Here is a 13010-nt window from a genome sequence, read left to right on the forward strand (position 1 = left end):
AGGCCGGTCCCGCTCATGCGCGTGGGGCGCACCGTCTCGTCGACGGTGCGCCCCACGTTCGGCGTACGGCAGGCTCAGAAGCCGGGGCCGTGCTGGTGGCTGTGACCGTGGCCGTGCGAGTGGCCGTGGCCACCCGCGGCAGGCTCCGGCTCAGCCGGCTTCTCCACCACGAGGCTCTCGGTGGTGAGCAGCAGACCGGCGATCGACGCGGCGTTGGTGACCGCGTTGCGGGTCACCTTGACCGGGTCGATGATGCCGGCCTTGGTCAGGTCGACGTACTCGCCGACGGCGGCGTCGAGGCCGTGGCCCCAGTCGCTGCCGGAGACCTTCTGCACGACGACGTAGCCGTCGTGGCCGGCGTTCTGGGCGATCCAGCGCAGCGGCTCGACAAGCGCCTTACGCACGATCGACACGCCGACCTTCTCGTCGCCGGTGAAGCCGAGGTCGTCGTCGAGCACCGACAGGATCTGCGCCAGGGCGGCACCGCCGCCGGGCACCGTACCCTCCTCGACCGCGGCCTTGGTCGCGGCGATGGCGTCCTCGATGCGGTGCTTGCGCTCCTTCATCTCGACCTCGGTGGCCGCGCCGACCTTGACCACCGCGACACCGCCGGAGAGCTTGGCCAGCCGCTCGGCGAGCTTCTCCCGGTCCCACTCGGAGTCCGAGGCCTCGATCTCCTTGCGGATCTGCGCGACCCGGTCAGCCACCTCGCTGGCCTGGCCGCCGCCCTCGACGATCGTGGTGTTCTCCTTGTCGACCACGATGCGCCGGGCGCTGCCCAGCACCTCCAGGCCGACCTGGTCGAGCTTGTAGCCCAGTTCCGGGGCGACCAGCTCGGCGCCGGTGAGGATCGCCATGTCCTGGAGCATCGCCTTGCGGCGGTCGCCGAAACCGGGTGCCTTGACCGCGCAGACCTTGATGGTCTTGCGGATGGCGTTGACCACCAGGGTGGACAGCGCCTGACCCTCGACGTCCTCGGCGATGATGAGCAGCGGCTTGTTGTTCTGGAGAACCTTCTCCAGCAGCGGCAGCAGCTCCTCGATCGCGGAGATCTTCTGCGTGGTGATCAGGATGTACGCGTCCTCCAGGACGGACTCCTGCGACTCCGCGTCGGTGACGAAGTTCGGCGAGATGAAGCCCTTGTCGAACTGGAGGCCCTCGGTGACGTCCAGCTCGGTGTGCAGGGCGGAGCCTTCCTCGACGGTGATCACACCGTCGCGGCCGACCTTCTCCATCGCCTCGGCGATCAGCTCGCCGATGGTGGCGTCCTGCGCCGAGATCGTCGCGACGTGCGCGACCGACTTCTTGTCGGAGACCTCGACGGCCTTGCCGAGCAGCGCCTCGGAGACCTTGGTGGCGGCGGCGTCGATGCCCCGCTTGAGGCCGGCCGGGTTGGCGCCCGCGGTGACGTTGCGCAGGCCCTCGCGGACCATGGCCTGGGCGAGCACGGTCGCGGTGGTGGTCCCGTCGCCGGCGACGTCGTTGGTCTTGGTCGCCACCTCCTTGACCAGCTGCGCGCCGAGGTTCTCGTACGGGTTGGTGAGCTCGATCTCCTTGGCGATGGTCACGCCATCGTTGGTGATCGTCGGCGCACCGAATTTCTTGTCGAGGACGACGTTGCGCCCGCGCGGCCCGAGGGTGACCTTGACCGCGTCAGCGAGCGCGTTGACACCGTGCTCCAGCAGGTGCCGGGCGTCGTCCGAGAAGCTCAGGATCTTCGCCATGAATGTCCCTTCGAAGCGACGTCGCCCCGGCCCGGCGAGCCGGACCGGGGCAACGACACTGATCGGTCTGTCTTACTTACTTCTCGATGACCGCGAGGACGTCGCGGGCGGAGAGCACCAGGTACTCCTCGCCGGCGTACTTGACCTCGGTGCCGCCGTACTTCGAGTAGAGAACGGTGTCGCCGACGGAGACGTCGATCGGCACGCGGTTGCCCTTGTCGTCGATCCGGCCCGGGCCGACAGCGAGGACGGTGCCCTCCTGCGGCTTCTCCTTGGCGGTGTCGGGGATCACGATGCCCGAGGCGGTGGTGGTCTCGGCCTCGTTCGCCTGGACCACGATGCGGTCCTCGAGCGGCTTGATCGCAACCTTGGTCGCGGTAGTCACGGGCATACCCTCCTGGGGTACTTGGTTTCGTTGCCGATCGGCATGCCGACCGGCGTCAATCTGCCACATGCCACCGGGCGGGGCCGTCGTCGCGGGTGCCGGTCCGCCTGGCGTTCAACCCCCGGACACCAGGGCCCGAAGGTTGGCACCCTCAGGGTGAGAGTGCTAATCGCAGGTTATTCCTCGGCTAGCACTCCGTCAAGGAGAGTGCCAATCCACCACCCTCGTGTCGCCGCCCCTCCGCCACTTTTTACCAACTCTTCCGGCGTCGTTCGCCAGCGTTTACCGCAACACGCCGACAGTCTCTTCCTCGCCCGGCGACCGCCCCTTACTCTCCGGCGCGACCACGTCACGGAGGGCAGGCACATGGCGGACGTACCAACCCTGGGGTTCCTGCGCGACCAGTTGCGCCGGGCGCGCAAGGTGCGCGGGCTCAGCCAGGAGGAGCTGAGCAAAATGATCAACTACTCCACGTCGGCGGTGAGCGCGATGGAGATCGGCCCGAACCAGCTCAGCGCCGACTACCTGGCCCGGTTCGACAGGGTGCTGGAGACCGGCGGCCTCTTCATCGGGATGCTGGAGCTGATCCGGCTGCACGCCGAGCCGGACTGGTTCCGGCCGTGGGGCGAGATCGAGCGGGAGGCGGTCGCGCTGCGCTGGTACGACCCGGCCGTGGTGCCGGGCCTGCTCCAGACCGAGGCGTACGCACGGGCGATGCTCCGGGCCGGTCCACCGCTGACCGACGAGCAGATCGAGAAGCGGGTGCTGGCCCGGATGACCCGGCAGGAGGTGCTCGCCCGCGAGGAGCCACCGCAGCTCGTCGCGGTGCTCGACGAGCAGGTGCTGCGCCGGCAGGTCGGCGAGCGCGCGACCATGCGCGAGCAGTTGGAACACCTGCTGGCCGTCAGTGACCGCCCGCATGTCCAGGTGCGGATCATCCCGGCCGAGACCCCGTGGTACGGCGGGCTTGCCGGGCCGTTCGTGCTGGCCCGGCTGGCTGACGGCACCGAGGTGGCCCACCTGGACAACCAGCTCCGGGGGCACACAGTGGACAGCCCGAACGACCTTGCCAGCCTGGGGCGGCGTTGGGAGACTGTGGCCGGTGAGGCGCTGCCACACCGGCAGTCCGCCCGCCTGATCGAGGAAGTGGCGAAGTCATGGACCTGACCCGCGCCGCCTGGCGCAAGTCCTCCCGCAGCAATCAGAATGGCGGCGCCTGCGTCGAGGTCGCCGACAACCTGCCCGGCGTGGTCGCCGTACGCGACAGCAAAGACCCGGCCGGCCCGGCGCTCGCCTTCACCCCCGCTGCCTGGCGCGCCTTCATCGCCCCCCACGCCCCCACCCGCTGACCAACCCCGACCCGGCGCTCCCCCTTTTGCGCCGACCCGGTCCCAGCCCTCCCGCGCTGGGGTCCGCGAGTTGCGGCATGACGCGGTCTCCCGCCGAGCTGACAGCCAGGATGCCGCAACCCGCGTCCGCCGGCTGCACATGAGCGGCCCGGCCAGCGGGGCGGGGTTCAGGCCACCGGGCGGCAGACCAGGACCGTCGGGGCGGTGGCGACCCGGGTGAGCACCAGGCTCGCCGGCTGGTCGCCGACCAGCCGCAGGTCGCGCCGGAGCCGTTCGGGCTCCAGCGCGGAGCCGCGCTTGAGGATCTCCACCCGGCCGACCCGCCGTTCCCGCAGCAGCGCCCGCAGCCGCTTGAGGGAGAACGGCAGCACGTCGGTCACCTCCAGGCAGCGGGCGTACGGCGTGCGCCGGGCCGTGTCGGCGTAGAGGTAGGCGATGGTCGGGTCGGCGAGGGTGGCGTCCAGGTCGGCAGCCAGCTCGGCGATCAGGTGTGCGCGCACCACCGCCGGATCGGGGTCGTACACGAAGCGCCGTACCGCCCCGACCGGCGCCTCGTGGGTGCCCGACCCCGCGAACCGGTGCACCGACTCGCCAGTCAGCACGGTGGCCCGGCGGGAGACCTCGGCCAGTTCGCCGCACCAGAGGGCCGCCTCGACCAGGTCGCCGTCGACGCTCACCCACTCTGCCTCCGCGCCGGGCGGGATCAGCGCGTGGTCGATCCCCGGCGCGACCTTCACCACCGTGCGCGGCACCCGTTCGGCAAGGCCGGTCACGAAGTCCCACGGCGGTGAGTACGAGTTCGGGTCGAAGATCCGGCGACCGGTGCCGGCCCGGCGTCGGGCCGGGTCGCAGAAGACCGCCTCGACCCCTGTCACGTCGAACGCCGTCGCGTCGCCACACTCGACGGTGACCAGGTCGGCCAGCCCGGCGGCCTGGACGTTCGCCTCGGCCAGCGCAGCGGTGAGCGGGTCGGCTTCCACCGCGTACACCCGGATGCCGGCGCGGGCGGCGGCGAGCGCGTCGGCGCCCAGCCCGCAGCCCAGGTCGGCAAGTGTGCGCACCCCGGCCGCCCGCAGCCGCCGGGCCCGCCGGTCGGCGACGACCCGGCGGGTGGCCTGTTCCAGCCCCGGCCGGGTGAAGAACATGCCGACCGCCGCCGGCCCGAACTTGCCGACCGCCCGGCGGCGCAGCTCGGCCTGGGTCAGCGCCGCCGCCGCGAGCCCGCCGGGCACCCCGGCCGAGCGCAGCGCCACCGCCGCGGCCAGCGGATCACCGCCGGCCACCCCGGCCGCCGCGTCGAGCGCGGCCGACCCCTCGGGCGTACGCAACGCGGCGAACTGCTCCAGATCCACCCGCCTATTCTTCCGCCCCGCCCCCACCTGCCCCGCCCGAGGCCCAGGCCGGCCTCTCGCCGGGCATGCCGGTCGCGACTTGCGGCATCCTGGGCCCTCACGTCGGCCGGAAGGCGCGACTTGCGGCATGTTGGGCCCTTCGGTCAGCCGGTCGGGGCTACGTTGGCGGGCATGGCGGGACGTGGCACCCCGGCGACCGCGCTGCTGACCAAGCGGAAGGTCGACCATCGCACCCATCCGTACGACGTCTCGCCTGATGAGCCCAACTATGGCGCGCTGGTCGCCGCCGCGCTGGCGGTGGCGCCGGAGCGGGTCTTCAAGACCCTGGTCACCGAGGTCGACGGGGCGCTGACGGTGGCGGTGGTGCCGGTCACCGGCGATCTCGACCTCAAGGCGCTCGCGGCAGCGGTGGGCGGCAAGCGGGCCACGTTGGCCGAGCGGGCGACGGCCGAGCGGGCCACCGGTTACGTACGCGGCGGGATCAGCCCACTGGGCCAGCGGCGACGGCTGCCCACGGTCCTCGACGTCTCCGCCCTGACGCATCCGACGGTGTACGTCTCGGCCGGCCGCCGGGGGCTCCAGGTGGAGCTGGCCCCGGCCGACCTGGCCGCCCTCACTGACGCCCGGTTCGCCCCGCTTTCGAGCCCCTGACCCGACCCGTATCCACCGACCGGCGACCCGGACACCAGGGTCGTCGCAGGCACGGTGGCGGCGAGGTGTCGCTGGCGTTGCTGAATTGTTACCGCCGACAACAAACTCGTGACCGGCCCACCCTTGTGCTGGCGTGTGGCGCGGAATACGTTGCCGGACACAACAAAACAAAACACCGACACCCTTCCCCACCCTCGAAAGGACCCTGCACATGCGCAAGGGCTTCCTCGCCGTCGGCACCGTGGGCCTGCTGGCCCTCGGCAGCCTGACGGCCTGTGGCGACGAGTCCGGCGGCGACCAGGCCGGCTCCGACGTGACCCCGAAGATCGGCGTGATCCTGCCGGACAGCAAGTCCTCCGCCCGTTGGGAGGGCGCCGACCGCAAGTTCCTCCAAGCCGCGTTCGAAGCTGCCGGCGTCGAATACGACATCCAGAACGCCCAGGGTGACAAGACCCAGTTCCAGACCATCGCCGACCAGATGATCACGAGCGGCGTCACCGCGCTGATGATCGTGAACCTGGACTCCGGCACCGGCAAGGCCGTCCTCGACAAGGCCAAGTCGCAGGGCGTCGCCACCATCGACTACGACCGCCTCACCCTCGGCGGCTCGGCGGAGTACTACGTCAGCTTCGACAACGAGGCCGTCGGCAAGCTCCAGGGCGAGGGCCTGGCCAAGTGCCTGACCGACCAGAAGGCGGAGAAGCCGGTCGTGGCGTACCTGAACGGGTCGCCGACCGACAACAACGCCACCCTGTTCAAGAACGGCTACGACTCGATCCTCAAGCCCAAGTTCGACGCCAACGAGTACGTCAAGGGCCCGGACCAGTCCGTGCCGGACTGGGACAACGCCCAGGCCGCCACGATCTTCGAGCAGATGCTCACCCAGACCGGCGGCAAGATCGACGGTGTGCTGGCCGCGAACGACGGCCTCGGCAACGCCGCCATCTCGGTGCTGAAGAAGAACAAGCTCAACGGCAAGGTTCCGGTGACCGGCCAGGACGCCACCACGCAGGGCCTGCAGAACATCCTCGCCGGTGACCAGTGCATGACCGTCTACAAGGCCGTCAAGCAGGAGGCCGACGCCGCCGCCGAGCTGGCCATCGCGCTGGCCAAGGGCGAGCGCAAGGAGACCGGCCAGACCGTCAAGGACCCCGAGGGCAACCGTGACGTCCCCGCCGTCCTGCTCACCCCGCAGGCGATCTACAAGGAGAACGTCAAGGACGTCATCGCCGACGGTTTCGTGACCAAGGAAGAGGTCTGCACCGGCAACTTCGCCGCGCTCTGCACCGAAGCGGGCATCAGCTGACCTCACCCGCCTAGGCGGCGCCGCCCGGCACGGTAACCCCGTGCCGGGCGGCGTGCCGCCGCTGGACGGGCCCCGATCTCCCTCCGTGACAAAGGAGAACCCCGTGTCCGCGACCCCTCTGCTGGAGCTACGCGGGATCGACAAGAGTTTCGGTCCCGTCCAGGTTCTACGCGATGTCGCCTTCGCCGCCTACCCGGGCGAGGTCACCGCGCTCGTCGGTGACAACGGCGCCGGCAAGTCGACCCTGGTCAAGTGCATCAGCGGCATCTACCCGACCGACGCCGGGCAGTTCGTCTTCGACGGCCGGCCGGTGAACATCCACAGCCCACGCGACGCCGCGGCGCTCGGCATCGAGGTCGTCTACCAGGACCTCGCGCTCTGCGACAACCTCGACATCGTGCAGAACATGTTCCTCGGCCGCGAGAAGCGCAGCGGCATCGTCCTCGACGAGCCGACGATGGAACAGATGGCGGCCGACACCCTCGCCGGGCTCTCCGTACGCACCGTCAAGTCGCTGCGCCAGCTCGTCTCCAGCCTCTCCGGCGGCCAGCGCCAGACGGTGGCGATCGCCAAGGCCGTGCTCTGGAACAGCAAGCTGGTGATCCTGGACGAGCCGACCGCCGCGCTCGGCGTCGCGCAGACCGCCCAGGTGCTCGAACTGGTCCGGCGGCTGGCCGACAACGGTCTGGCCGTCGTGCTCATCTCGCACAACATGAACGACGTCTTCGCCGTCTCCGACCGGATCGCCGCGCTCTACCTCGGCCAGATGGTCGCTCAGGTGAAGACCACCGACATCACTCATGCGCAGGTGGTCGAGCTGATCACCGCCGGTCGCTCCGGCGGGCTCGGACTCACCGGCGACCCGGCCACCAACGGCAACGGCGCGGCGCCGGCCGGCAGCACCACGGGAGGCGTCTCATGAGCACCACCGCCGTCAAGCAGGAGGGGCCGGCCGCCGTCACGTCGACACCCTCCGTCGGCAGCCACGTCCGCGACTACTGGCGACGGGTACGCGGTGGCGACATCGGCGCCCTCCCCGCCGTCCTCGGCCTGCTCGTCCTCTGCACGGTCTTCTCGATCCTGCGGCCCTCGTTCCTCAGCGCCGGGAACTTCGCCAACCTGTTCACCCAGGGCGCGGCGGTCACCCTGATCGCGATGGGTCTGGTCTTCGTCCTGCTGCTGGGTGAGATCGACCTGTCGGCCGGCTTCGCCAGCGGCGTCTGCGCGGCGGTGCTGGCAAACGTGGTCACCGTGCTCGGCTATCCCTGGTACGTCGCGGTGGCCGCCGCCGTGCTCACCGGCATGGTGATCGGTACGATCCTCGGCCTCCTGGTCGCCAAGATCGGCATTCCGTCCTTCGTGGTCACCCTGGCCGGCTTCCTGGCCTTCCAGGGCGTGGTGCTGCTGCTCATGGAGGAAGGCCGCAACATCTCGGTGCGCGACTCGGTGCTGGTGGCGATCGCCAACCGCAACCTGCCACCGCTGCTCGGCTGGGCGCTCGCCGCCGTGGCCGTCGCCGGGTACGCCGCCGTCCAGCTGCTGCGCTACCGCAACCGCGCCGCACGTGGCCTGGTCACCGACCCGATGGCGGTGGTGCTCGCCCGGATCGGCGGGCTGGCCGTCATCCTCGGCCTCGCGGTCTACATGCTCAACCTGGAGCGCAGCCGCAACGTGCTGATCAGCTCGCTCAAGGGCGTGCCGATCGTGGTGCCGATCATCGCCGTGCTGCTCATCATCGGCACCTTCGTGCTCCATCGCACCAGCTACGGGCGGCACATCTACGCGGTCGGCGGCAACAAGGAAGCCGCCCGCCGGGCCGGCATCAACGTGGACCGGATCCGCATCTCGGTCTTCGTCATCTGCTCCACCATGGCCGCCGTCGGCGGCATCGTCGCCGCCAGCCGGGCCAACTCCGTCGACCCGAACACCGGCGGCAGCAACGTGCTGCTCTACGCCGTGGGCGCGGCCGTGATCGGTGGCACCAGCCTCTTCGGCGGCAAGGGCCGGGTGCTGGACGCGGTACTCGGCGGCGCGGTGGTCGCGGTGATCGACAACGGCATGGGTCTGATGGGTTACAGCTCCGGCGTCAAGTACGTGGTCACCGGCGTGGTGCTGCTCCTGGCGGCCAGCGTCGACGCGCTGTCGCGCCGACGAGCCGCCGCCAGCGGCAGCCGCTGATCCGCTGCACCGAAGGTAGTCACAACCGATGCGCGTGGGACCGAGCCAGGACGAGATTCGTCGGCAGAATCTCGGTGCCCTGTTGCGCTACGTGCACGTGCACGGTGCCACCACGCGTGCGGAACTGACCACCGCACTGGGGTTGAACCGGAGCACCATCGGCGCGCTCACCGCCGACCTCGCCGCGGCCGGCCTGGTGACTGAGGGGGCGCCGAAGGAAACCGGCCGGGCCGGACGACCGTCGCTTGTCGTCCGGCCCGAGTCGGACCGGGTCTTCGCGTACGCGTACAGCATCGAGGTAGACCGGCTGCGGGCCGCGCGGGTCGGGCTCGGCGGCGCGGTGCTCGACCGCCGGGAGCTGGACCGCCCACGCGGTCTCACCGCCGCGGAGGCCGCTCCACTGCTGGCCGGCGCGGTCAAGGAGATGCGGCAGGCGATGCCGGAGGACGCCGTCTGCGTCGGTGCCGGAGTGGCGGTCTGCGGGATGGTCCGTCGCGACGACGGCCTGGTCCGGCTCGGACCCACCACCGGGTGGGTGGACGAACCGATCGGCACCGCGCTCGGCACCGAACTCGGGGTCGACGTGCCGGTCACGGTCGGGAACGTGGCCGACGTGGCGGCCTTCGCCGAGCACGCCCGTGGCGCGGCGGCGGGCTGCGACAACGTCATCTACCTCTACGGCGACGTCGGCGTCGGTGCCGGGATCATCGCCGCAGGCCGGCGGCTGACCGGGCACGGCGGTTACAGCGGCGAGGTGGGGCACATGGTGGTGGTCCGCGACGGGGCCCGCTGCGAGTGCGGCAACCGGGGCTGCTGGGAGACCGAGATCGGCGAGCACGGGCTGCTCCGGGCCGCCGGCCGCTCCGACGCCCGGGGCCGGGAGGCGATGCTGGCGGTCTTCGACGCCGCCGACCGCGGCGACGCCCAGGCCCAGATCGCGGTACGCCAGGCCGGCGACTGGCTCGGCTTCGGTGTCGCCAACCTGGTCAACATCTTCAACCCGGAAATGGTCATCTTCGGCGGCACCATGCGCGACCTCTATCTGGCCGCCGCCGCCCAGGTGCGCAGCCGGCTCAACTCCAACGGGCTGCCGGCCTGCCTTGAACACGTCCGGTTGCGTACGCCGAAGCTCGGTGAGGACGCTCCCCTGGTCGGCGCGGCCGAACTCGCCTTCGACCGGCTGCTGGCCGACCCGCTCGACGTCAACTGATCTCCAGTTCCGTATTTCGCGAGCCGGTTTCGCCAACCGATGAACTGATCGGCCGAACAATCCGTACCAGGTTGCGGACGGCCGACGGGGTGCGGACGTCCATCGCTCAACGATCGTTCTCGTCCGAGGAGGCGTCGCAGACATGGCACCGCTGGATTCCGCTCGTCGCCGGCAGGGCAACCGGTCCCGTCGCTTGGCGGTGCTGCTCACCACGATCGTCGCAGCCCTCGTCGTCCTGCCCGGTGTGGCCCTGGCCGCGCCCGCCGCTCAGCAACTCGCCGCCGCCGACCAGGCCCTGCTCGACGGGGTGCGGCTGGCCGGGCTCTGGGAGATGCCAGCCGGGCAGATGGCCGCCGAAAAGGGCAGCTCGCAGGTGGTCCGCGAGGTGGGCGCCGAAATCGCCCGGCAGCACGAGGAGCTCGACCGGATCACCGTGGAGGCGGCCAACAAGCTGAGCGCCGTCATCCCCAACGCGCCGACCGCCGAACAGCAGGGCTGGCTCACCGAGATGAAGGACGCCCGTGGCGCCCGCTTCGACCAGATCTTCGTCACCCGACTCCGGGTCGCTCACGGCAAGATCTTCCCGGTGATCGGCGCGGTCCGGGCCAGCACCCGCAACGAGGTGATCCGGGACCTGGCCAACTCGGCCAACACCTTCGTCGGTGACCACATGCGGATGTTGGAGAGCACCGGCCTGGTCCGGTACGCCGAGCTGCCGCCCGCCGCGCTGCCGGCCCCCGGCAACGACGGACTGCTCGCCGCCGCGCAGGCCAACACCGGCCCGCAGATCGGGGTCAGCAACACGCTCATCTGGGCGATCTTCCTCGGTGCCCTCGGTACCGGCGGCTTCCTCACGTACCGCATGTTCCGTCGCAGCTGACCGCCGCCACCCGCTTCGATGACCGTTCGTACCCGAGCCGGCGCCCTGCTCGGGCTGGTCCTCACCGCACTGTGCGCCGCCCTGGGTCCCGCCGGCCCAGCGGCGGCGCACGCCGTGGTGGTAGCCACCACCCCGCAGCGCGACGAGGTGCTCGGGTACGCGCCGCGCGAAGTGCTGGTGACCTTCAGCGAGACCATCGCCGTGGTCCCCGGCCGGGTGCAGGTCCTCGCCCCGGACGGCAAGCGGATAAACGTCGGCGAACCCGAGGTCCGGGACCGGACCATCCGGATCGCCCTGCGGCCCTCGGACCGTCCACTCGGCACCTACCTGGTCAGTTACCGCGTCATCTCGGCGGACAGTCACCCGGTCGCGGGCAGCTTCACCTTCGCCGCCGGGGCACCGTCGGCGACCCCGCCCGAGCCGGCCCTGGCGGAGTCCGAGTCACCGGCCGGGGTGCTGGTGCCGGCCGCCAAGTACCTCGGGTATCTCGGGCTGCTCCTGGCGGTCGGCCCGCCGCTGCTCGTGGCCACCATGTGGCCCCGCCGTCGCTCCCGTCGGGCTGCCACGGCCACCGCGCTGTGCGGGCTCGGCCTCGTCGCCGCCGGCACGCTCGGCACCTGGGTCGGGCAGGCGGCCCAGGTGGTCGGTGCGCCGGTCGGCCAGCTCTCCCCGGCCGACCTGCGGACCGTGGCGGACAGCGACGTCGGAGTGGTGCTGGCCACCCGGCTGGCGCTGGTCGGCTTGGCGGCGGCCCTGCTGCCGGCGGTGCTGCGGGGCGCTGGTGAGCGCTCGTCGACAGGTCGGGGCCTCGCCAGCCGGGTACGCGGTGCGGCACTGGCGGTGATCGGAGTGGCGGGGTTCGTCACCTGGCCACTGGCCGGGCATCCGGTCGCCTCGCCGTTGCCGCCGGTGAGCATCGCGCTGGGCACCCTGCACGTCGCCGGGGTGACCGCCTGGTTGGGTGGACTGTTCGCGCTTACCGTGTTCCTGCTGCGAGGCACGCACGAGCGGGTGCTCGCCCGGATCCTGCCGGCCTGGTCCCGGCTGGCCACCCTCGCGGTGGCCTGGCTGGTCGCCGCCGGGCTCGGGCAGGCCGTGATCGAACTCGGCCGCCTCTCGGCCCTGTGGGGCAGCACCTACGGCCGCCTGCTGCTGGCCAAGGCGGCGCTGCTGGCCGGGGTGCTGGCGGTGGCGGCCGGGCAACGCCGGTTGATCAGGCGGCGGGGCGCGGCGGCCCGTCCCCGCTGGATCGCTCGGGCGGCCGGCGTGGAACTCGCCGTGACCGCGGTGGTGCTGGCGCTGACGGCGGTGCTGGTGCAGACACCGCCGGGCCGTTCCGTCGGTACGGCGGCCGACGGGGTGAACCGGGAGGGTGTCGCGCAGTCGCTCACCACCGACCTGTTCACCCTGCAGTTCGACATCTACCCGGCGGTCGCCGGCACCGCGAACAGCCTGCACGCGTACGTCTACACGCCGCAGGCGAAGGAGTTGCCGGTGGCGGAGTGGACGGTCACCGCCGCCCTGCCGGAGGCCGGCATCGAGCCGATCACCGTCGAGGTCTTCGCGCTGGAACCGCACCACGGCAGCGCCGAGATCCACTTCCCGGTCGCCGGTGACTGGACATTGCGGGTCAGCGCCCGGACCAGCGAGATCGACCGTTCCACCGCCACCACCACGGTGACCATCCGCTGACCTGCCCTGGCCCGACGACGCCTCAGCGGTCGACCTGGGTGAAGTCCCAGGAGTGCGGTGCCCGGGCGAGCAGCATCACCGGCGGGTCGGGCAGCGGTCGAGGGCTGCTGCGCCATTTGGAGATCACCACGACCCGGTGGTCGGTGGAGGAGAAGACCTCGCTGGACACGTGCAGCGGGTCGTGCTCGAACTCGGGCAGCGCGCTGTCGCAGACCCAGGTGATCAGGTCGGCGAGCGCGTACGGCTCCGCCCGCGCCTCCCACATCCGTACGATCACGTCGCC

General features: G+C 71.3%; 13 protein-coding genes. 9 read left to right on the plus strand and 4 right to left on the minus strand.

Translation table 11 applies throughout. From position 1 onward, the window contains the following. Positions 1-74: 74 nt before the first annotated feature. Together groL and groES are read right to left on the minus strand one after the other, a co-directional pair. Complete coding sequence (gene groL, locus ACN26Z_RS27245) at positions 75-1724, minus strand: chaperonin GroEL (protein WP_421463995.1); 1650 nt, start codon at positions 1722-1724, stop codon at positions 75-77. 76 nt (positions 1725-1800) lie between these two features. Next, a complete protein-coding gene (gene groES / locus ACN26Z_RS27250; protein WP_089155197.1) occupies positions 1801-2115 on the minus strand; it encodes a co-chaperone GroES in 315 nt (104 codons plus the stop codon). Positions 2116-2475: 360 nt separating this feature from the next. Between groES and ACN26Z_RS27255 the strand changes: the two genes are divergently transcribed. Both ACN26Z_RS27255 and ACN26Z_RS27260 read left to right on the plus strand, forming a co-directional pair. Then, entirely contained in the window at positions 2476-3276 is an 801-nt protein-coding gene (locus tag ACN26Z_RS27255) for a helix-turn-helix domain-containing protein (RefSeq protein ID WP_421463997.1), read from the plus strand. Next, positions 3267-3458, plus strand: a complete 192-nt coding sequence (locus ACN26Z_RS27260) for a DUF397 domain-containing protein (RefSeq protein ID WP_421463999.1) — start codon at positions 3267-3269, stop codon at positions 3456-3458. Before ACN26Z_RS27255 ends, ACN26Z_RS27260 begins: the two co-directional genes overlap by 10 nt. Positions 3459-3625: 167 nt before the next feature. Here the strand turns inward: ACN26Z_RS27260 and ACN26Z_RS27265 are convergent, their stop codons facing one another. Then, entirely contained in the window at positions 3626-4810 is a 1185-nt protein-coding gene (locus ACN26Z_RS27265) for a THUMP-like domain-containing protein (protein ID WP_421464001.1), read from the minus strand. Between the two features lie 171 nt (positions 4811-4981). Between ACN26Z_RS27265 and ybaK the strand changes: the two genes are divergently transcribed. From ybaK to ACN26Z_RS27300, 7 genes are all read left to right on the plus strand, one after another. Next, the gene (gene ybaK, locus ACN26Z_RS27270) at positions 4982-5461 is read left to right on the plus strand and encodes a Cys-tRNA(Pro) deacylase (RefSeq protein WP_421464003.1); all 480 of its coding nucleotides are present in this window, start codon (positions 4982-4984) and stop codon (positions 5459-5461) included. Between the two features lie 211 nt (positions 5462-5672). Then, positions 5673-6767, plus strand: coding sequence for a sugar ABC transporter substrate-binding protein (locus tag ACN26Z_RS27275; RefSeq protein WP_093404913.1), 1095 nt, complete (start codon positions 5673-5675; stop codon positions 6765-6767). A gap of 103 nt (positions 6768-6870) precedes the next feature. After that, complete coding sequence (locus ACN26Z_RS27280) at positions 6871-7689, plus strand: ATP-binding cassette domain-containing protein (RefSeq protein ID WP_210936605.1); 819 nt, start codon at positions 6871-6873, stop codon at positions 7687-7689. Beyond that, complete coding sequence (locus ACN26Z_RS27285) at positions 7686-8945, plus strand: sugar ABC transporter permease (RefSeq protein WP_093404909.1); 1260 nt, start codon at positions 7686-7688, stop codon at positions 8943-8945. Before ACN26Z_RS27280 ends, ACN26Z_RS27285 begins: the two co-directional genes overlap by 4 nt. Positions 8946-8973: 28 nt before the next feature. Then, positions 8974-10155 carry an ROK family transcriptional regulator gene (locus tag ACN26Z_RS27290; protein ID WP_093404906.1) on the plus strand — a complete coding sequence of 394 codons (1182 nt, stop codon included), beginning with the start codon at positions 8974-8976 and terminating at the stop codon, positions 10153-10155. Between the two features lie 142 nt (positions 10156-10297). After that, positions 10298-11035 carry a DUF4142 domain-containing protein gene (locus ACN26Z_RS27295; RefSeq protein WP_093404904.1) on the plus strand — a complete coding sequence of 246 codons (738 nt, stop codon included), beginning with the start codon at positions 10298-10300 and terminating at the stop codon, positions 11033-11035. A gap of 18 nt (positions 11036-11053) precedes the next feature. Next, on the plus strand, positions 11054-12727 hold the full coding sequence (locus ACN26Z_RS27300; protein ID WP_421464007.1) for a copper resistance protein CopC: 1674 nt from the start codon (positions 11054-11056) through the stop codon (positions 12725-12727). A 22-nt stretch (positions 12728-12749) separates the two neighbouring features. Here ACN26Z_RS27300 and ACN26Z_RS27305 read toward each other — a convergent pair whose 3' ends face one another. Continuing rightward, positions 12750-13004, minus strand: a complete 255-nt coding sequence (locus ACN26Z_RS27305; RefSeq protein WP_421464009.1) for a hypothetical protein — start codon at positions 13002-13004, stop codon at positions 12750-12752. Positions 13005-13010: the final 6 nt, after the last annotated feature.

It is taken from the genome of Verrucosispora sp. WMMD703 (assembly GCF_049178935.1).
Classification (GTDB): Bacteria; Actinomycetota; Actinomycetes; order Mycobacteriales; family Micromonosporaceae; genus Micromonospora; species Micromonospora sediminimaris.

Excerpts from the sequence above, each read along its gene's own strand:
- ACN26Z_RS27255 (WP_421463997.1), top strand. The coding sequence starts at position 2,476 with ATGGCGGACGTACCAACCCTGGGGTTCCTGCGCGACCAGTTGCGCCGG.
- ACN26Z_RS27260 (WP_421463999.1), top strand. The coding sequence starts at position 3,267 with ATGGACCTGACCCGCGCCGCCTGGCGCAAGTCCTCCCGCAGCAATCAG.
- groL (WP_421463995.1), bottom strand. The coding sequence starts at position 1,724 with ATGGCGAAGATCCTGAGCTTCTCGGACGACGCCCGGCACCTGCTGGAG.
- ACN26Z_RS27285 (WP_093404909.1), top strand. The coding sequence starts at position 7,686 with ATGAGCACCACCGCCGTCAAGCAGGAGGGGCCGGCCGCCGTCACGTCG.
- ACN26Z_RS27275 (WP_093404913.1), top strand. The coding sequence starts at position 5,673 with ATGCGCAAGGGCTTCCTCGCCGTCGGCACCGTGGGCCTGCTGGCCCTC.
- groES (WP_089155197.1), bottom strand. The coding sequence starts at position 2,115 with ATGCCCGTGACTACCGCGACCAAGGTTGCGATCAAGCCGCTCGAGGAC.
- ACN26Z_RS27290 (WP_093404906.1), top strand. The coding sequence starts at position 8,974 with ATGCGCGTGGGACCGAGCCAGGACGAGATTCGTCGGCAGAATCTCGGT.
- ybaK (WP_421464003.1), top strand. The coding sequence starts at position 4,982 with ATGGCGGGACGTGGCACCCCGGCGACCGCGCTGCTGACCAAGCGGAAG.
- ACN26Z_RS27300 (WP_421464007.1), top strand. The coding sequence starts at position 11,054 with ATGACCGTTCGTACCCGAGCCGGCGCCCTGCTCGGGCTGGTCCTCACC.
- ACN26Z_RS27295 (WP_093404904.1), top strand. The coding sequence starts at position 10,298 with ATGGCACCGCTGGATTCCGCTCGTCGCCGGCAGGGCAACCGGTCCCGT.